The following is an 18,840-nucleotide window of genomic DNA, read 5'->3' as shown; positions in this document are numbered from 1 at the left end:
GACTGCGAACAGTGGGGATCTGGGTGTGAAGCTGCGTGAGGACGTCGTTGAGGTGCCGTCGACGGCCGGAGGGATCCGGACGGCGGTGATCGCGCCGGTGGGCGGTGGCACGTGGCCTGGGGTGCTGCTCTACACCGACATCTTCCAGCTGACCGAATCGACGCTGCGGACGGCACGGCGGATCGCGGCGGCCGGGTTCGTCGTCGTGGTGCCGGAGATCTATCCGCACGGGGCGGTCGCCGGGGTGGCGCTGGAGTTCGACGACGCCGGTAAGAAGGCGGGGCTGGACGCCGCCGCGGCCACCACGACGGCGGAGTTCGATGCCGACCGGCAGGCCGTGCTCGACTGGATGGACGGGCGGGACGGGATCGGGGCGCTTCTGGTGACCGGGTTCTGCCTGGGTGGGCACCTGGCGTTCCGGGCCGCTTTCGATCAGCGGGTGGAGGCGACGGTCTGTTTCTATCCGACCGGACTGCAGAACGGCTCGCTCGGCGCCGACGACCCCGGGTCGCTGGCCCGGGCCGCGGAGATCCGGGGGCGGCTGCTGGTCGTGTTCGGGTCGCACGATCCGCATGTGCCGGCCGACGCGCGGCTGCAGATCATCTCGGCGTTGTACGGCGCGGGTCTCGACGACGTGGAGCTGCACGTCTACCGCGGCGGTGAGCACGCGTTCATGCGGGATGTGGGCGTGCGGCACGACCCCGAGCTGACCGATCTCGCGCTGGCCGAAGCGGTGTCGTTCTTCAGAGCGAGGTCATAGGCAGATCCGCCGCAGCATCGTGTCGAGAGCCTTCTTGTCGTCCTCGTCGACCGGCACGGTGCTGACCAGCGGCTCCCGGCCGTCCAGCGCGACGTGGACCGGGAACTCGAACGGCTTCTTCACCTCGGCGAACGCGTGCGGGTCACAGCGCAGCGGCGTGACCACGAGAGGGATGCGGGTGGTCGGCGAGCCGGCGGTGACCGCGACCGGGGGAGGGCCCGACGGGAAGGCGAGCCGGTAGAGGACGTTGCCGTCGAGCTCGGTGACCCGCACGGTTCCGGTGGCGGCGGCGGTGCGGGTGACCTCGAGGCTGCCGCGCACCCCGTCCGGCCCGAGGTCCTCCCACGGGCCGAAGGCGACGGTGACGCTCTGCCGCACCTTCTCGGCGGCGCAGTCGGCGGCCAGCAGCTTGTCGAGCAGCGGGTTCGGGTGCGGCAGATCGATCGTCACGGTCTGCCACTCCGTGGCGGTCGCGAGGCGGGCCGTCACGATCACCTGGGAGGGCGCCGCCGTCGCCGGGGTGCAGCCGCCCGTACCGAAGCCGACCGGCACGTCGACGCGCAGGCCGCCGACCGGGAGCAGCGCGTCGGTGTCGGCCGGCGTCTCGCCCTCGAAGGACGGCAGGACCGGTTCGACGCGGGAGACCTCGATCGGCGTCGGACCGTTGTCGTGCAGGGCGATGGCGAGCTGCCGGTTGACCTCGTGGACACGCCACTGTTCGGCGGTGGCGCTGATCGGGAGCGAGGCCGGGCTATCCGAGCCGCACCCGGCCAGCATCAGGATGCTGATCATCACCATCGGAGTCCGTGCCCGCATCTGGGGGACTGTACCGGCCGAGCGTGCGGACCGCGGGGATGAGCAGCAGCGTCGCGCTGCCGAGCAGGCCCACCACGACGGAGACGCCGAGGACGCGTTCGGCGCCGACCGCGCCGGCGACCGGGCCGGCCAGGGCCTGGCCGATCGGGAGGCTGCCGGTGGAGCCGAGCACCTCGTACGAGGTCATCCGGTTCAGCAGGTCCGGTGGCGTCTGCGTCTGGACGCTGGTCTGCCATTGGATCGACCAGAACGCCCAGACCAGTCCGTTCACCCCGGCCGCGGCGAGCAGCAGCGGCAGTTCGGCGTGCAGGGCGATCGCGAGCGGGAGCAGCACGTAGCCGAACATCGCCACGGCGCCGGTCGCCAGTGGCCGGCGGGGTTTGGTCCGTAGCGCGATGAGACCACCGACGATGGTGCCCGCGCCGATCGCTGACTGCATCCATCCGTACGACGAAGGCCCTTGATCTTGACTCACCAGCACCGCGCCAAGCGGAACCAGGGGTCCGAAGAGGAAGATCCCGTAGGCGATCCAGACCAGGATCACACTCCAGATCCAGGTGCGCGCCCGGAATTCCCGCCAGCCCTCGCGCAGATCGGTCAGCGTCGAGCTCGCCGCCCGGCTGACCCGGCTGACCCGGAGACCGGCCAGGCAGAACGCGCTGATCGCGAACGTGGCCGCGTCGACGGCGTAGACCGGTCCCGCCCCGAAGAAGCCGAACAGCACACCGGCCGTGGCGGGACCGAGCAGTTCGGCGACGGCGTTCGCCATCCGGATCGTGGCGTTCGCCCGGTGCGGGTCGCTCGTCACCTGCGGCACGATGCCGTTGACGCCGGGCGAGAACATCGCGGCGGCCGTGCCGCTCACCGCCGAACAGGTGATCAGCAGCCAGAGCGACGGGGTGCCGGTGAAGAACGCGACGGCGGTGACGCCCTGCGCGACCAGCCGGATCAGGTCGGCGGCGAGCATCAGCGGGCGGGCGCCGATCCGGTCGGCCAGCACGCCGCCGAACAGGATGAACCCGAGGAACGGCAGCATCCACGAGGCGAGCACCACGCCGACGCCGGTCGCGCCGTAGATCTCGCCGACGGCCAGCGCCGACGCGACGGTGAGCATGGCGTCGCCGAAGGCGGAGACCGAGCGGGCGATGAAATACCTGGTGAATGTCAGTGTCCAGAACATCAGGAAAGACAACTTACAGTACGGGGTGGACAGCCGGCTCTAGATTTCCATCCAGGATCCGGGGTCGCCTGCGGGCTTCAGATCACGCTCGCCGCGACGCTGTTGCTGGTGGCCGCGGCCGCCGTGGGGGAGGCATTCCACTACGACGCCGCCATCGACGCGGCAGTGCGGGACGGCGTGTGGCGCGGCAGCAGAGCCGCGCGGAACGTCACCCTGGCCAGCGCCGGTGTGCTGCTGATCTTCGGCGTGGGTGGTCTTCTGCCGGCCGGGTCGGATCAGGTGATCACCGAGGGCGGTCAGGGGCGGGAACTCGCGGCGTCGCCGCCGGCCGTCGTGGGTTTCTACGAGGTGCTGGACTCCGGGCCCTGTCGGGGTTTGCGCCTGAATAGTCGCTCTTTCGTACAGCAGGGGTTTGATCTTGGAAAGGGTGCGGGGTCTAAGCTCTGGCGGTGATCATTTTGGCGAATCTGCTGGTGGCGCTGGTAGCGCTGATCCACGTCTACATCCTGGTTCTGGAGATGTTCCTGTGGACCAAGCCGCAGGGCCGCAAGGCGTTCGGCCTGACCGAGGAGTTCGCCCGGCAGACGAAGGTGCTCGGCGCCAATCAGGGCCTCTACAACGGTTTCCTCGCGGCCGGGCTGATCTGGGGACTGGTCAGCGACGCGGACGTGGAGCTGTTCTTCCTCGTCTGCGTGGCGGTGGCCGGCGTCTACGGCGCGGCGACCGCGAGTCGCAGGATCCTGTTCGTGCAGACGGTTCCGGCGGTACTCGCGATCATTGCGGTGCTGGTCGCGAATTAGCCTTAACAGCCCGGCCGGCATTGTCCGGCCGGGCATTTTTCTGTATCGCCGAATACGACGGACCTCCTGAATCGGGAATGCCTGCCATTCCCGGGCACAAACAAGATCAAATAGGTTTAAAACGGAGACGAACGTCACTATCCCGGGGTTCGGGCTTGGATTCCGGCCGAGGGGCGTGGTTACCGTCGTGGCCGTCCCGCGATGGCGGGCACCACGGGCGGTCCGCCGAATCCTGCCGCCGTCCGGGGAATCGATTTCGGAGGCAGGAGCGGGGGACCCACGTATTGCGGCGCTGATGCGAGCGCCTTGGGGTGAAGCCGCATGACGACGGCCGGGCACCTCTGTCCGAACCCGACAGCTCACCTCGCAGGCGTGGAGGATCATCCATGTCTCGGATCGGTAGACGAACGCGCCTTGCTGCCCTCGGTCTGGTGACCGCGGGCATCACCGGAGCCGGTGTGCTTCTCGCGCCCGCGAACCCCGCCCTGGCAGCCCGCCAGGTGAACTGGGACGTCGTGGCGAAATGCGAGTCGGGCGGCCGGTGGCACATCAACACCGGTAACGGGTACTACGGTGGCTTGCAGTTCAGCCGCAGCACGTGGAAGGCGAACGGGGGCGGTAAATACGCCTCGACCGCGGACAAGGCCACCAAGGCCGAGCAGATCCGGATCGCGGAGAAGCTGTACTCCAAGCGCGGATTGAAGCCGTGGCCGGTCTGCGGCAAGAAGCCCGGCGTCTACAAGAAGGCGAGCACCGGCAAGAAGAAGGCCGCCGCCGTCAAGGGCACCTACGTCGTGAAGTCGGGCGACACCCTCACCAAGATCGCCAAGAAGTACAAGATCAAGGGCGGGTGGAAGACGCTGTACCGGTTGAACAAGGATCGGCTGGAGAGCCCGAGCGTGATCTACGTCGGTCAGCGCCTGCGGCTGAAGTAACCGGCGGGACCTGCGCGCGGCCGGAAACCGGGCGCAGGTCCGCTGCTGCGAACAGCGTGAAGCTAGAGAAAATATAGATCATCTGTACGGGTAGGCTGACGAGTTGTGACCTTCGCCCAAGCAGTCGTGCTCTTCCTGGGCGGGGTCGGTGGCGGCCTGACCGGTTCGATGGGCGGGCTCGCCTCGGTCGTGAGCTATCCGGCGCTGCTGGCCGTCGGCCTCTCCCCGGTGACGGCGAACGTGACGAACACGGTGGCGCTGCTCTCCACGGCGTTCGGCGCGGCCGCCGGATCACGCCCGGAGCTGCGCGGACAGGGCCGGCGGATCGCCCGGCACGGCGTCACCGGCGTGATCGGCGGGACGGCCGGGGCGGTGCTGCTGATGAGCACGCCGTCGTCGGCGTTCGAGCGGGTGGTGCCCGGGCTGATCGCCGCCGGTGGGCTCATGCTGCTCTTCCGGGAGCCACTGCGGGCCTGGTACGTGCGACCCGGCCGCCGTCCGCCCCTCGCCGTCGCGGTCTTCCTGATCGCGGTCTACGGGGGATATTTCGGGGCCGGCGCCGGCGTGATGATGCTCGCCGCGTTGTCGGTGGCCGCCGTCGAGCCGCTCGCGATCACCAACGCGGTCAAGACCGTGGTGCTCGGGTTCTCCAACGTCGCGGCGGCGGTGCTCTACGCGCTCTTCGCCCCGGTCCACTGGACGGCGGCGGCGCTGCTCGCGGCCGGGTGCCTGATCGGCAGCTGGATCGGCCCGGCACTGGTGCGGCGCACCCCGGAACGCCCGCTGCGATGGGTGATCGGCCTCGCCGCGCTGACGCTCGCCACCGTCCTCTGGCGCGACGCGGGTGCGCCGGCGTCGTAGGGTCGCGGCATGCGTGAAGTGATCGTCGCCCCGATGGCCGGCGGGCCGTCCACCGCTGCGCTGGTCGCCGGCGCCGCGCGGGCCGGCGCCCTCGGGTTCCTGGCCGCCGGATACAAGACGCCCGGCGCGGTCGAGGACGAGCTGCGGCAGGTGGGCACAGTGGCGCACGGGCTCAACATCTTCGTGCCGGTGCCGCCGCCCGCCGACCCGGCGCCCCTCGAGGAATACCGGCGGGTGCTGCAGAAGGAGGCCGATCGGTACGGCGTGGACCTGCCCCCGCTGCGACTCGACGACGACGACCACTTCGCGGCCAAGGTGGAGCTCGCCGTGCGGTACCGGGTTCCGGTCGTCAGCTTCACGTTCGGCGTACCGGAGATCGGGTGTGTCCGGAGATTGCATGAAGCGGGCTCGACCGTGCTGATCACCGTCACCGGCGCCGACGAGGCACGCGCGGCTCTCGACGCCGAACCGGACGGCCTGATCGCGCAGTCCGGCGCGGCGGGCGGGCACGCGTCGACGACGGCGCCGGCCGGCTGGACCGGGACCAGCACCGCGATCGAGACCCTCGCCGAGGTCCGGGCCGTCACCGACCTGCCGGTGATCGCGGCGGGCGGCGCCACCACCGCCGCCGACGTGCGCGAGCTGCTCGACGCCGGGGCCGCGGCGGTCCAGTGCGGCACCGCGTTCCTGCTCGCCGACGAGGCCGGCACCCGGCCGGCGCAGCGGGCCGCGATGCTCTCCGGTGAGTTCACCGAGACCGTCGTCACCCGGGCGTTCACCGGACAGCCGGCCCGCGGGCTGCGCAACCGGTTCATCGACGAGCACGAGGCGGTGGCGCCGCTCGGCTACCCGGCCGTGCATCACCTGACCGCGCCGATCCGGGCTGCCGCCGCGGCGAAGGGTGACGCGGGCGCACTGAACCTGTGGGCCGGAACCGGCTTCCGGCACGTCACGGCGGGACCCGTCGCGGAGTTGATCGGGAGACTGACCGGCATGTAGAGAGGGGTTCGGGCGTGACGGCTACCGGCACTGTTCTGGGATACGCGATGAAAGGGCTGCACCGGCTGCCCCGCGGCCTGCGGCGCGCCGTCCTGCTCCGGGCCGCCGGCGGTGACCTGCCGGCCGTGCCCGACTACGTGCGGATGCTGGAGATTGCCGGTGACCTGCCGGAGACCGGCCCCACCGACGCCGAGCTGTTCGACCGCTTCCCGGAGCTGGCCGCGGTGACCGTCGCCGACGTGCCCGCCGGGGTGCCGGCCCGGCTCTACCGCGGGCCGGTGGCGCCCGTGGCCGGGCTCGTCTGGGTGCACGGCGGCGCGTTCGTGAGCGGATCGCTGCGGATGGCCGAGGCGCACTTCACCGCCCTCGCCCTGGCCGCGCGGGGCATCGCGGTGCTCTCCGTGGACTACCGCAAGGCGCTGCGCGGGGTCCGCTACCCGGCCGGGGCCGACGACGTGCTCACCGGCTGGACGTGGGCGGTGCTGAACGCCGACCGGTTCGGCGTGCCGGCCGAGAAGCTGCACCTCGGCGGCGCCAGCGCGGGCGCCAGCCTGGCGGCCGGAGTGGCGAAACGGCTGCGGGACGGCGCCGGGCAGCCGCCCGCCTCGCTGCTGCTGATCTACCCGTCGCTGCACGCCGAGCTGCCGCCGTGGGAGCCGGAGCGGCTCGCGGCGATCCGGCGCAGAGGGGTCGTGTTCTTCTCGCCCGAGTGGGTCGCGGCGATGAGCCGGCACTACTGCGACGACCCGGACGACCCCTACGCGTTCCCGGCAGGCGGCGACCTGACCGGCCTGCCGCGCACCCTCGTGGTCAACTGCGAGCACGACACCCTGCGCTCCTCCGGGGAGGCCTTCGCCGGGCTGCTGGCGACCGCGGGCGTGCCGGTCACCACGCACCTGGCGCCGAACGCCGTGCACGGCTGCCTGGGCGAGCCGTTCACCGTCGCCGCGACCGAGACGATCGATGTGATGCGGGTGAATATCATCGCGCCGTGACGATGTTCCTGCGCTACCTGATCCACGCCCTCTTCCACGGTCCCGTCCCCGATCCGCCGGAGTTCGTCGAGGATCTGCCGCCGCGCGACGAGGCGGACCGGGAGGCGCGGCACCGGGCGGTCCGCGGCGACTGGCCGGCCGCCGCGAAGCTGGTCGCCGACGCCGGCGCCGACAACCGGCTGCGCGGCCGGCGTATCGACCTGCTCGCCACCGCCGCCGCGACCGAGGGCGCCTGGCTGCAGAAGTGGCTGGAGGCGGCGCCGGACGACCCGGACCCGGCGCTGGTCCAGGCCGCGATGCTGCAGATCCGCGCGGCCCGGGGCCGGGGCGCCGCGGCGGCCGCCGAGACGACGCCGGAGCAGTTCCGGGCCTTCCACCTGCAGTCCGGGATGGCCGCGAAGGCCGCCGACCGGGCCGTCGCGCTGGCCGCGCCGGACGATCCGCTGCCGTGGATCTACAAGCTGCGCACCATGTTCGGCAACCGGGAGGACCGGGCCGGGCTGGACCAGGTCTACGCCGAGGGACGCCGCCGCGACCCGCACAACTTCGCCCTGCACCTGACCGCGATGAGCCTGCTCTGCGAGAAGTGGTTCGGCTCGCACGAGCGGATGTTCGCCACCGCCCGGGACGCCGCTGCCGCCGCGCCGGCCGGGTCGGACACCGTGCTGCTGCCGCTCTACGCGCACTACGAGTACGTGCTGCGCGCCTACACCTGGGATGCCGCGCCGGGAACGGCACTCCGCGCCTGCCGCGCCTATTTCCGCAGGCGGGAGGTGCTGCGGGAGATGGACGGCTGGGTGGCGAAGTGGCGGACCGGCGCCCCGGCCGGCCCTCGCGACCGGGAATGCCTGCACTGGGTGGCGCTGCACCTGGTCCTGGCCGGCCGCCGCGCCGAGGCCAAAGAGATCTTCGACGAGCTCGGGACGGTCGTGGAGGCGTCGACGGCGTGGGGATACGTGTACGGCGGCAGCGAGTACGGCTACATGCGCGGCTGGCTCTGGGTCAACCGGCTCGGAGGCTAGGGTCCACCAGGATCTTGGGGCCGTCGCCCGCGTTCCCGGGGCGGTGCCCGGCGAGCACGCGGGCGACGTCGTCCAGGCCGACGACGGCGGCGACCAGCGGTTCGGGTCTCACCAGCCCTTCCGCGTACGTCGCAGCGATCGACGACAGGCCCGCCGACGCGCCGAGGATGCCGACCGCCGTGACGTCCTTGAGCACCAGCTCCCGGGTGTCGACGGTGCTCGGCGTCCCGGCCAGCCCGATGTAGACGACCCGCCTGCCCGGCTCCACCAGGCGCACCGCGAGCCCGGGCAGCTGCGGGGCGTTGCTGGCGTCGACCACCGCGTCCCACTCCAGCTCCGGCAGCTCCGGCAGCGTCCAGGCCTGCTCGAAGCCCAGCGACCGGGCGAAGCCGAGCTGCTGGCCGAGCAGATGCACCTCGATGCCCCGGGACCGGGCGATCATCGCGGCGAGCAGCCCGATCGTGCCGGTGCCGAGGATCAGCAGCCGCTCACCGGGGGCGAGGCCGGCCGCGGTGACCGCCCGCTCGGCGTTGCCGCCCGGCTCGACCAGCGCGCCGGCCGTGGCGTCCAAGCCGTCGGGGAGCGCGTGCAGGAAGCGGGCCGGGAACGCCACCTTCTCGGCGAGCGCGCCGGGCAGGCCGTCCGCGATCCCGATCTCCCGCATCGCCGCGCAGACGTGATGCCGCCCGGACCGGCAGCGGCGGCACGACCCGCAGGCGATCATCGTGTCGCCGGTGACGCGCCGGCCCAGCCAGGACGGATCCACGCCCGGCCCGGCCGCGGTGACGACGCCCGCCCATTCATGACCCGGGCGCAGGGGGTACGACGACCGGCCGCTGGACAGGTAACTCATCTCGCCGGTGAACAACTCCACGTCGGTGCCGCAGACGCCGGCCCGTTCCACGTCGACGACGACCTGCCCCTCGGCGGCCACCGGGACCGGAACCCTCTGCACCTCGGCCCGCCCCGGCTCGGTGAACACCAGCGCCCGCATGATCATCAGTCCAGTAGAGCACGGGGCGCCGCGAGGTCCGCCGGGCCGTCGAGGGCGACCGGTTCGCCCGGCGACGCGATCCGGTCCCTACAGCGCATGCCGAGGTAGCCCTCAATGCCGAGTACTCCGGATGCCGATGTAGCCCTCGAAGCAGAGTACTCCGGATACCGGGGGTAGTGCCTCCTGCCGGCGAGGCCGTCGGGGTGAGAGCCGGCGGGCAGCGCGGTGAGTGGGCCGGGAGAGGTGTAGTCCACCCGTGGGCCGGCCGCGGGCCTCTTTCGCCGAGAGCACGGCCCAGAGCGGGAGTGGTTCCGTACCGAAGATGAGGTTTTGAAAGATTGCGGCGCGGAGAGTCCACCTATCGTGCGTCAGCCGGGAGCCGGGCCGTCGGATACGTTGTCTGCGGGCCGGGCGGCGTGCCGTCGATCGGCTTGATCAGTTCGATGCGGGGAGAACGTGGGCACATGAGCGGTACGGCGGCGGCGGACGTCTTCGCCGCGGGTGGTGAGGTCGGGCGGGATCTGGCCGCTGTGGACTGGACGGAGACGCCGCTGGGCCCCCCGGACCGGTGGCCGCAGAGTCTGCGCACAGCGGTGAGCATCCTGCTGTCCTCACGCTTCCCGATGTGGATGGCCTGGGGGCCGCAGCTGACGTTCTTCTGCAACGCGGCATACCGGCGCGACACGCTCGGGCGCAAGTACCCGTGGGCGCTCGGCCGATCGGCCAGCGAAGTGTGGAAGGAGATCTGGGGTGACATCGGCCCCCGGATCGACAACGTGCTGAACACCGGCGAGGCCACCTGGGACGAGGGCCTGCTGCTCTTCCTGGAGCGGTCCGGCTACCCGGAGGAGACCTACCACACGTTCTCCTACAGCCCGCTGCGCGACGACGACGGTGAGCTCGTCGGGATGCTCTGCGTGGTCAGCGAGGAGACCGACCGGGTCATCGGTGAGCGCCGGATGGCGACGCTGCGTGACATCGGCTCGGACCCGAGCGTGGTCCGCACCGAGCAGGAGATGCTCGCGTTCACCGCCCAGCAGCTCGGCAAGAACCTCAAGGATCTGCCGTTCACGCTCACCTACCTGTTCGGCGACGACGGCCGGCCGCTGCTGGCGTCCTCGACCGGGATCGCCGCCGGGCACCCGGCAGCGCCCCTCATCGGGGAGCCGGACGGGATCTGGCAGGCCGGGCACGAGTCGGCGCTGGTCGACCTGACCGGGCCGGCCTTCGACGGGGATTCCGCCGAGGAGCTGCCGTCCGGGGCCTGGGACGAGCCGCCGTCCCAGGCGCTGCTGGTGCCGCTGCTACGGCAGGGCGGGACGTCGTACGGGTTCCTGGTCGCCGCCCTGAACCGGTACCGGCCACTGGACGAGTCGTACCGCGGCTTCGTCGAGCTGACCGCCGGGCACGTCGCCGCCGGGATCGCCAGCGCCCGCAGCTACCGGGCCCAGCAGCGCCGGGCCGAGGAGCTCGCCGAGCTGGACCGCGCCAAGACCACGTTCTTCTCCAACATCAGCCACGAGTTCCGGACGCCGCTCACCCTGATCATGGGTCCGCTGGAGGAGCTGCGCGGCCGCGTCGACCCGGCGCTGCGCGAGGAGGTCGAGGTGATGCGCCGCAACGGGCTGCGCCTCGGCAAGCTGGTCAACGCGCTGCTCGACTTCTCCCGCCTGGAGGCCGGCCGGATGCAGGCCCGGTACGAACCGGTCGACCTGGCCACCACCACCGCCGAACTGGCCAGCGTGTTCCGCTCGGCCGTCGAGCGCGCCGGGCTGACCTTCGAGGTGGACTGCCCGCCGCTGCCCGAGCCGGTCTTCGTGGACCGCGGCATGTGGGAGAAGGTGGTCCTCAACCTGCTCAGCAACGCCCTCAAGTTCACCTTCGACGGCGGCATCCGGGTCGTCGTGCGGCCCGACCACGGCAACGCGGTGGTGACCATCACCGACACCGGCGTGGGTGTGCCGCAGGAGGAGATGCCGCGGCTGTTCGAGCGGTTCCACCGGATCGAGAACGCCCGCTCACGCTCCAACGAGGGCAGCGGCATCGGCTTGGCCATGGTGAAGGAGCTGGTCCTGCTGCACGGCGGCACGGTCGGCGCGGAGAGCACCGTCGGGCTGGGCACGGCGTTCACCGTCCGGCTGCCGTTCGGCTCGGCGCACCTGCCGCCCGACGCGGTGGTCGCGGCCGCGTCCTTCGCCTCGCACGCGGATCCGTTCGTCCAGGAGGCGCTGCGCTGGCTGCCGTCCGCCGTCGACGTCCCGGCCGACGCTCCGGCGCCGGTGGTCGGCGACCCGGCACGGGTGCTCGTCGCCGACGACAACGCGGACATGCGCGACTACCTGGTCCGGCTGCTGCGCTCCGCCGGGCATCTGGCCTCCGCGGTCGGCGACGGCCGGCAGGCGCTCGACGCGGCTCGCGCCGACGCGCCCGATCTGGTGGTCAGCGACGTCATGATGCCCGAGCTGGACGGGTTGCAGCTGGTGGCGGCGTTGCGCGCGGACCCGCGCACGGTCGGCGTCCCGGTGCTGCTGCTCTCCGCGCGCGCCGGCCAGGAGGCGGCGATCGAGGGCCTCGAGGCCGGCGCCGACGACTATCTGTTCAAGCCGTTCTCGGCGGCCGAGCTGCTGGCCCGGGTGCGCGCCAACGTCGAGCTGGCCCGGCTCCGCAACCACCACATGCGCTGGCGGACCGCGCTGGTCGAGCAGCTGCAGGAGGCCTTCTTCGTCTGTGACGACCAGGGCGCGGTCATCGAGATCAACAAGGCGTTCACCGAGACGCTCGGGTACGGGCCGGAGGGCCTGCCCTACCACGCGGTGCACCCGTGGTGGCCGGACGCCGCCTCGGACGCCGACGCCTACGCCGAGGTGGCCGCCGCGTTCGAGATGCTGATGCGCGACCAATCCGGCACCTACACCATCCCGGTCACCCACAGTGACGGGCACCGGCTGTGGGTGGCGGCGGCGTTCACCCAGGTCCGTGACCCGGAGAGCGGGCGTCAGGTGGTGGTCGGCACGTTCCGTGACGTCACCGACGAGCACTACGCGATCCAGCGGGAGAGCGCGGTGGCAGCGCTCAGCCTCCGGCTTTCGCAGGCCGACGATCTGCCGGGCGCGCTGAGCGGTGCGCTCACGGAGCTGCGGGGTCTCTGGCATGCCTCGTACGCCGCAGCCGCCGTGTTCGACGGCAACCCGGCGCCGGCGTTGCACGCCACGGATGACGGACTCACCTGGGAGACGCTCCCCGCCGAACGCCGGGACACGATCACCGCGCTGCTCGGCGGGCCGCCGCTCACCGCGGTCAGCGAGCAACTGGCCGGGGCCGGTATCGCCTTGGCCCACCCGGACGGCACCATGGTCGTCTGGCTGGAGCTCGGCGACCGGCGGCCGTTCACCGAACAGGACGAGACGCTGCTGGCCCTGCTCGCCGGACACCTCGGCCAGGGCCTGCGCCGGGTGCACCAGATCGACCAGCAGCGGGAGACCGCCCTCGCGCTGCAGCGGGCCATCCTCGGCCCGGCGCAGCTGCCGGCCGGGTTCGCGGTGCGCTACGAGCCGGCCACCCGCCCGCTCAAGGTCGGCGGCGACTGGTACGACACGGTCACCCTGCCGGACGGCCGGATCGGCATCGTCGTCGGTGACTGCGTCGGCCACGGGCTGCCCGCCGCGACCGTGATGGGCCAGCTGCGCAGCGCCTGCCGCGCCCTGCTGCTGCAGGACACCGGGCCGGCCCGCACGCTGACCGCCCTCGACCGGTTCGCGGCGCTGCTGCCCGGCGCCACCTGCGCGACGGTGTTCTGCGGCGTGCTCGACCCGGCGACCGGGCACCTGATCTACTCCAGCGCCGGGCACCCGCCACCCATCGCCGCGCACGCCGACGGCACCATCGAGCTGCTCGACCAGGGACGGTCCCGGCCGCTGGCGATCCGGCCGTCGCTGGACCGGGTCGAGGCCGAATACCGGATGCCGGCCCGGGCCACGCTGCTGCTCTACACCGACGGCCTGGTGGAGCGCCGCCGGCAGCCGCTCACCGCCGGCATCGAGGCGGCCACCGACGCGGTCCGGCTGGGCCGCAGCACCCCGATCGACGACCTCGCCGACGAGGTGATGACCCGGCTCGCCCCGGCCGCCGGCTACGACGACGACGTGGCCCTGCTGATCTACCGGCAGCCCGGCCCGCTCGAACTGGAGTTCCCGGCCGAGGCGTCCCGGCTCGCGCCCGTTCGCTCGGCGCTGCGCGGCTGGCTGGAACGCTGCGCCATCGACCCGGTGACGATCCAGAACGTCCTGGTCGCCGCAGGGGAGGCGTGCGCCAACGCGATCGAGCACGGGCACCGGGAGAAGGGCGGGCGAATCCGCCTGCGCGCCACCGCGACCGCCGAGGACCTGCGTCTCACGGTCGTGGACAACGGCGAATGGCGGACACCGCGCGAGGCCGAGAACCCGTACCGTGGGCGTGGCCTCATGCTGATGAAGGCGTTCATGCACCACGTCACCGTCACCACCGGCATCGCCGGCACCACCATCGACATGCAGGCGAGGATCGTGCCATGACCACCGCGCTTCAACTGACCAGTGGCCAGAGGCCGGACGGCGTGCCGGTCCTCGCGGCGGCCGGTGAGATCGACATGAGCAACGCCGAGACGTTCGCGTCGGCCCTGCAGGACGCGGTGGCGGGCGCCGGCGCCGCGCTGCTGGTGGACCTGACCGCCGTGGAATACCTGGACAGCGCCGGGCTGGCCACGCTGTTCCGGCACGCCGACCGGATCGAGGTGGTGACCGGGCCGCTGCTCGCGCCGCTGCTCACCGTGTCCGGTCTGGCCGAGCTGACCACGATCCGGGGTTTGTGAGAGAAGGCCGGCCCGTGGGCCGGCCTTCTCTCATCGGTGTTCGTCTTCCTGCTCAGAAGCGGCGCAGCAGCGCGTCCCAGCGGCTGCGGGACCGCCGAGCCTCGACGGCCTTGGCGGTGCCGTAGACGCCGGCGGCGACCACCGCCGCGATCGCGGCCGTGGCCAGGATGATCGGCAGGATCCGGCGGCGGTCCTTCCCCACCAGCTCCTCGACGGCCGCTTCGGTGTCCGCAGCGATCTCGTCCGGCGCGCCGGTGGTCGCGATGTTGTGCTGGGCATCGACCGTGCTGTCGTAGATGGTCATCAGGTGTCCTCCCAAGGGGCTTTCACAGCGACTTGCCCCGTTCCCGATCCGAATAACCTGATCATCACCGGAGGGTGACCGGCTCGCCTCATCCCGGGAGGATGGTTGGCCCTAGGCTCACCGGAATGCTCGATGTAGTGATGTGGCCGGATAGGCCCTGGCCGGAGTTGCGGCGGGAGTGGGAGCACGCGGATCGGATCGGCGTCGGACGCGGCTGGCTCTGGGATCACCTCACGCTCGGCGGGCGGGAGATCTGGCACGACGCGTACGTCGCCCTGGCCGCCGCCGCGGCGGTCACCAGTGCCATCGGGGTCGGCACGATGGTGACGGCGCCGAACTTCCGGCACCCGGTCACCACCGCCAAGGCGGCGCTGGCGCTCGACGCGATCAGCGGCGGCCGGTTCACGCTCGGCCTGGGCGCCGGGGGCGCGGGCGCGGACGCGGAGGCGCTCGGCACGCCGCCGCTCAGCCCCGGTGAGCGCGGCCGCCGGTTCGCCGAGTTCGCCGGGCACACCCACCGGCTGCTGACCGAGCCGTCCCCGTCGCTCGACGGGGAGTTCTTCACCGCCCGCGCCGCCGACGTGGGCGCCCGGGACCGCCGGCCGCCGATCGCGGTGGCCGCCACCGGGCCGCGTGGCATGGCGGTCGCGGCGGCCGTCGCCGACCTGTGGATCACCCAGGACGTGGTGAAGGACCCGCGGGTCGGGGCCGCCACGCCGCTCGCCGAGGTGGACCGGCAGCTGCGCCTGCTGCGCGAGGCCTGCGCGGCGGCCGGCCGCGACCCGGCGTCGCTGCCGGCGGTCGTGGTCCTCGGCTACGGCGGGGAGCGCCCGCTGGACTCCGTCGAGGCCTACCGGGACTGCCTCGGCCGCTACACCGCGATCGGCGCCTCCCGCCTGGTCGTGCTCTGGCCCCGCGAGGACCGGCAGCTTCGCGTGCTGGAGCAGGTCGCTTCCGTCTGACAACCGCGGCGCCGGCCTCAGAATCACCCGGCCGGTGCCGAAGGGTCCAGCGATGAGTGGCGTGTCTGTTCAGCCGAGCCCGGTGCAGGGGGCCGTGTCGGACCCTGCCCGGCTGGCCGCGGTCAAGGCGACCGGCCTGCTCGACCACGATTCGCCGATCCTGGACCGGATCACCGCGCTCGCCGAGCGCCTGGTCGGCGGCCGGGCCACGCTGGTGACGCTGGTGCAGGAGGAACGCCAGTGTTTCGTCAGCCAGTCCGGGCCGGCCGCGTCGCCGGCGTTCCGGGAGACGCCGCTGACCCACTCCTACTGCCAGTACGTGGTCGAGTCCGGTCGGCCCATGGTGGTGCCGGACGCCCGGGAGCATCCGCTGCTGCGCGGCAACCCGGCGATCGTCGAGTTCAACGCGATCGCGTACCTGGGGGTGCCGTTGCGCTCGCCGGACGGGTACGTGCTGGGCACGCTCTGCGCCGTCGACCGCGAACCCCGGGAGTGGACCGGCACCGACGTGGCGGTCATGGAGGACCTGGCGGCTGCCGCGACAGCGGAGATCGCCGCGCAGGTCGCGGTCCAGGAGGCCGCCGAGGCGAGCGCCCGGCTCGAGAAGATCGTCGGCAGCACCCTCGACGCGTACGTGGCGACCGACGCGGCCGGCCGGATCACCGGCTGGAACGAGGCCGCGGAGAAGATGTTCGGCTGGGGCGTGCCGGAGGCGCTGGGCCGCACGATGAGTGAGCTGATCATCGCGCCGCAGGACCGGCGGGAGCACGCCGCCTGGCTGATGGCGATGTCGTTCGAGGTGGACGTCGACCCGGCCGGCCGGCGGGTGGACCTGACCGGCCTGCAACGCGGTGGCCGGCAGTTCCCGATCGAGTTGTCGCTGACCGCCCTGGACCGGCCGGGTGGCATGGCCGCGTACATGTTCGTGCGGGATCTCACCGCGCAGCGCCGCAGCGAGATGCTGCGCAACCTGGAGTATTCGGTGGCCGGCACGCTCGCCGCCTCGGAGAGCGTGGAGCAGGCCACCGACCTGGTCGTGGAGGCCGTCGCGGAGGGTCTCGGCTGGCCCTACATCGAGTATTGGCACCTCGACGACGACGAGAGCCTGATGGTACGGCTGGCCGTCGCCGCCCGGGAGCGGGCCGTCACCGCGCCGATGGAGTCGTTCACCGAGTTCAGCCGCGGGGACGGCGTGGTCGGCCAGGTCTGGCAGTCGGCGTCCAGCCGGTGGATCCGGGAGCTGCCGGTCGCCGACATGCCGCGCTCGGCCGCCGCCGAGGCGTCCCGGCTGAACACGGCCGTCGCGGTGCCGGTCCGCAACGGTACCCACGTCGTGGGGGTGCTGGCCGCCTTCGAGCGCCGCCGCACCGAGCCCGATCCCGAGCTGATGGCCGCCCTGGAGACCGTCGCCGCCCACATCGGCCAATACGTCCACCGCCGCCGTGCCGAGGAACTGGAGCTCGAGCTGTCCCGGGCCCGGCGCGACTTCGACCGGGTCATCGCGAACCTGGAGGACTTCATCTGGACGGTCCGGGTGGACGCGCCCGGCGAGGTCGAGATGGTCTATTCCAGCCACGACCGCACCGGCATCTTCGGCGGCCTGGTCCCCTCCAACGCCGAGCTGTCCGACGTCGCCTCGTCGATGGTGCACCCGGAGGACCTGCCGCAGTTCGCCGCGTTCGGCGCGGAGATGGCGGGCGGGCAGTCCGCCCAGATGACCTGCCGGGTGATCGGCGCCGACGGGGTGACCCGCTGGGTGTGGACGCGGGCGGTGCCCCGGCAGGAGGGCGACGTCTGCTTCATCGACGGTGTCTGCAGCGACGTGACCGAGCGGCAGCACGATCAGGAGCGGCTGCGCCAGCAGGCCGAACTGCTGGACCTCGCCCCGACCGCGGTGATCGTGAAGGACCTGGACGACCGGGTCACCTACTGGAACCGCGGCGCCGAGGTCACCTACGGCTGGGATGCCGATGCCGCCCTCGGCTGCCCGACCCACCGCCTGCTCGACACCCGGTTCCCGGTCCTGCGCACGCTCGTGGACACCGAGCTGGCCGAGAACGGCGAGTGGCACGGCGAGCTGGACCACCTGCGCAGCGACGGCACCAGGATCACCGTGCTGTCGCACATGGCGGTGCAGCACGACGACGGCGGGCACCCGGTCGCGATCCTCGAGGTGAACATCGACGTGACCGCCCGCAAGCTCGCCGAACGGCGGGTCGCGGACAGCGAGAAGCGGCTGCGCACCCAGTTCTCGCTGGCCACGGTCGGGCAGGCCACGATCGCGCTGGACGGCCGGTTCCAGCAGGTCAACCCGGCTCTCGCGGCGATGCTGGGCCGTACCGTCGCGACAGTGGAGGGGATGACCCTCGACGACATCACCCACCCGGACGAGCGGGCCGACAACCACCGGGCCGCGGCCCGGCTCTTCACCCAGGACCTGCCGCTGGACCGGCACCTGCGGATGCTGCACGCGGACGGGCACCTGGTCGACGCCGCGATGGGCATGTCGCTGGTCCGCGACACCGACGGCCAGCCGGTCAGTTTCATCGCGGTGCTGCAGGACGTCACCGCCCGGCTCGCGGCCGAGCGGGAGCGGGCCGCCGCCGAGGCCGAGCTGGCCGAGCGCAACGACGAGCTGGAGGACAGCAATTCGCAGCTGGCCGCCGCGAACACGCTGAAGCTCGACCTCATGGGCATGCTGTCGCACGAGATCGGCACGCCGCTCAACACCATCAGCGGGTACGCGGAACTGCTGCTCGGCAGCCTCGACGACGTGAAGCCGCCGCACCGCAAGGCGATCGAGGTGATCGCCCGGTCGGCGCGCCGGCTGGAGATCCTGCGCGGCGAGATCCTGACCATGTGCACCCTCGACGCCGGGCAGATGAGCGCGACACCGGAGCCGGTGGATCTCGGCCCGGCGCTCGGCGACATCCTGGCCGGCCTGGAGGTCAGCCCGCCGGTGAGCTGCCCGCCGGGGACGACCGTCCTGGTGCACCCGAGCCACCTGCAGCAGATCGTCACGAACTTCTGCACGAACGCGGCGAAGTACGGCGGCGGCGTCACCGAGGTGACCGTGGAGCGGCGCGGCGGCACCGCGGTGATCGGCGTGCACGACGAGGGCGAGGGCATCCCGGAGGAGCTGCGGCCGCAGTTGTTCGAGCGGTTCACCAGGGCGGCCGGGATGAGCCCGACGATCAAGGGGCATGGTCTGGGCCTCTACATCGTCAAGGGTCTGGCCGAGGCGAACGACGGGACGGCCGGGTACGAGCCGAATCCGAAGGGTGGCAGCGTCTTCACGCTGACACTGCCGGTCGCCCGCTTGACGTGATCATGAAGGCCCGGATAGCTTGCAGCCACAACTGAAGA

16 protein-coding genes and 1 riboswitch are annotated in these 18,840 nt (G+C 72.2%); of the genes, 12 read left to right on the top strand and 4 right to left on the bottom strand.

Translation table 11 applies throughout. The annotated features are described in order from the left end of the window. Positions 1 to 25: 25 nt before the first annotated feature. Positions 26 to 760: a dienelactone hydrolase family protein gene (locus EP757_RS35250; protein WP_127552707.1), complete on the top strand. Its 735-nt coding sequence runs from the start codon at positions 26 to 28 to the stop codon at positions 758 to 760. On the opposite strand, the gene EP757_RS35245 is transcribed toward EP757_RS35250, so the two are convergent. Next, positions 755 to 1,576 carry a hypothetical protein gene (locus EP757_RS35245; protein WP_127552706.1) on the bottom strand — a complete coding sequence of 274 codons (822 nt, stop codon included), beginning with the start codon at positions 1,574 to 1,576 and terminating at the stop codon, positions 755 to 757. The two genes, EP757_RS35250 and EP757_RS35245, sit on opposite strands and share 6 nt — an antisense overlap. Continuing rightward, positions 1,512 to 2,756, bottom strand: a complete 1,245-nt coding sequence (locus EP757_RS35240; protein WP_127552705.1) for an MFS transporter — start codon at positions 2,754 to 2,756, stop codon at positions 1,512 to 1,514. Before EP757_RS35240 ends, EP757_RS35245 begins: the two co-directional genes overlap by 65 nt. Before the next feature lie 108 nt (positions 2,757 to 2,864). Between EP757_RS35240 and EP757_RS35235 the strand changes: the two genes are divergently transcribed. The 7 genes from EP757_RS35235 to EP757_RS35205 all read left to right on the top strand — a co-directional run bounded on the left by EP757_RS35235 (position 2,865) and on the right by EP757_RS35205 (position 8,368). Then, a complete protein-coding gene (locus tag EP757_RS35235) occupies positions 2,865 to 3,209 on the top strand; it encodes a hypothetical protein (protein ID WP_127552704.1) in 345 nt (114 codons plus the stop codon). Continuing rightward, positions 3,206 to 3,556: a DUF1304 domain-containing protein gene (locus EP757_RS35230; protein ID WP_197725453.1), complete on the top strand. Its 351-nt coding sequence runs from the start codon at positions 3,206 to 3,208 to the stop codon at positions 3,554 to 3,556. The genes EP757_RS35235 and EP757_RS35230 overlap by 4 nt, the downstream gene beginning before the upstream one ends. 213 nt (positions 3,557 to 3,769) lie before the next feature. Beyond that, positions 3,770 to 3,944: riboswitch (cyclic di-AMP (ydaO/yuaA leader) on the top strand. A gap of 43 nt (positions 3,945 to 3,987) precedes the next feature. After that, positions 3,988 to 4,491: a transglycosylase family protein gene (locus EP757_RS44690; RefSeq protein ID WP_305031059.1), complete on the top strand. Its 504-nt coding sequence runs from the start codon at positions 3,988 to 3,990 to the stop codon at positions 4,489 to 4,491. Positions 4,492 to 4,596: 105 nt separating this feature from the next. Next, positions 4,597 to 5,352, top strand: coding sequence for a sulfite exporter TauE/SafE family protein (locus EP757_RS35220; protein ID WP_127552702.1), 756 nt, complete (start codon positions 4,597 to 4,599; stop codon positions 5,350 to 5,352). Positions 5,353 to 5,361: 9 nt separating this feature from the next. Beyond that, the gene (locus EP757_RS35215) at positions 5,362 to 6,351 is read left to right on the top strand and encodes a nitronate monooxygenase (RefSeq protein WP_127552701.1); all 990 of its coding nucleotides are present in this window, start codon (positions 5,362 to 5,364) and stop codon (positions 6,349 to 6,351) included. A 14-nt stretch (positions 6,352 to 6,365) separates the two neighbouring features. Next, entirely contained in the window at positions 6,366 to 7,346 is a 981-nt protein-coding gene (locus tag EP757_RS35210) for an alpha/beta hydrolase fold domain-containing protein (RefSeq protein WP_127552700.1), read from the top strand. Next, positions 7,343 to 8,368, top strand: coding sequence for a hypothetical protein (locus EP757_RS35205; RefSeq protein WP_127552699.1), 1,026 nt, complete (start codon positions 7,343 to 7,345; stop codon positions 8,366 to 8,368). Before EP757_RS35210 ends, EP757_RS35205 begins: the two co-directional genes overlap by 4 nt. Here EP757_RS35205 and EP757_RS35200 read toward each other — a convergent pair. Further along, complete coding sequence (locus tag EP757_RS35200; protein ID WP_232050165.1) at positions 8,349 to 9,368, bottom strand: zinc-binding dehydrogenase; 1,020 nt, start codon at positions 9,366 to 9,368, stop codon at positions 8,349 to 8,351. The genes EP757_RS35205 and EP757_RS35200 overlap by 20 nt on opposite strands. A 458-nt stretch (positions 9,369 to 9,826) precedes the next feature. On the opposite strand from EP757_RS35200, the gene EP757_RS35195 reads away from it, so the two are divergent. Then, positions 9,827 to 13,912, top strand: a complete 4,086-nt coding sequence (locus EP757_RS35195; protein WP_127552697.1) for a SpoIIE family protein phosphatase — start codon at positions 9,827 to 9,829, stop codon at positions 13,910 to 13,912. Further along, positions 13,909 to 14,208 (top strand): STAS domain-containing protein, encoded by a 300-nt coding sequence (locus EP757_RS35190; protein WP_127552696.1) that lies wholly within the window; start codon positions 13,909 to 13,911, stop codon positions 14,206 to 14,208. The genes EP757_RS35195 and EP757_RS35190 overlap by 4 nt, the downstream gene beginning before the upstream one ends. Before the next feature lie 52 nt (positions 14,209 to 14,260). Here the strand turns inward: EP757_RS35190 and EP757_RS35185 are convergent, their stop codons facing one another. Next, a complete protein-coding gene (locus EP757_RS35185; protein WP_127552695.1) occupies positions 14,261 to 14,512 on the bottom strand; it encodes a hypothetical protein in 252 nt (83 codons plus the stop codon). A gap of 125 nt (positions 14,513 to 14,637) precedes the next feature. Here EP757_RS35185 and EP757_RS35180 point away from each other — a divergent pair, with 125 nt between their 5' ends. Both EP757_RS35180 and EP757_RS35175 read left to right on the top strand, forming a co-directional pair. Beyond that, positions 14,638 to 15,474 (top strand): LLM class flavin-dependent oxidoreductase, encoded by an 837-nt coding sequence (locus tag EP757_RS35180; protein WP_160165984.1) that lies wholly within the window; start codon positions 14,638 to 14,640, stop codon positions 15,472 to 15,474. A gap of 94 nt (positions 15,475 to 15,568) precedes the next feature. Further along, positions 15,569 to 18,802 (top strand): PAS domain S-box protein, encoded by a 3,234-nt coding sequence (locus EP757_RS35175; RefSeq protein ID WP_160165983.1) that lies wholly within the window; start codon positions 15,569 to 15,571, stop codon positions 18,800 to 18,802. Positions 18,803 to 18,840 lie beyond the last annotated feature (38 nt).

This window comes from Actinoplanes sp. OR16 (assembly GCF_004001265.1).
Classification (GTDB): Bacteria; Actinomycetota; Actinomycetes; order Mycobacteriales; family Micromonosporaceae; genus Actinoplanes.
This window is presented reverse-complemented; position numbering and strand designations above follow the sequence as displayed.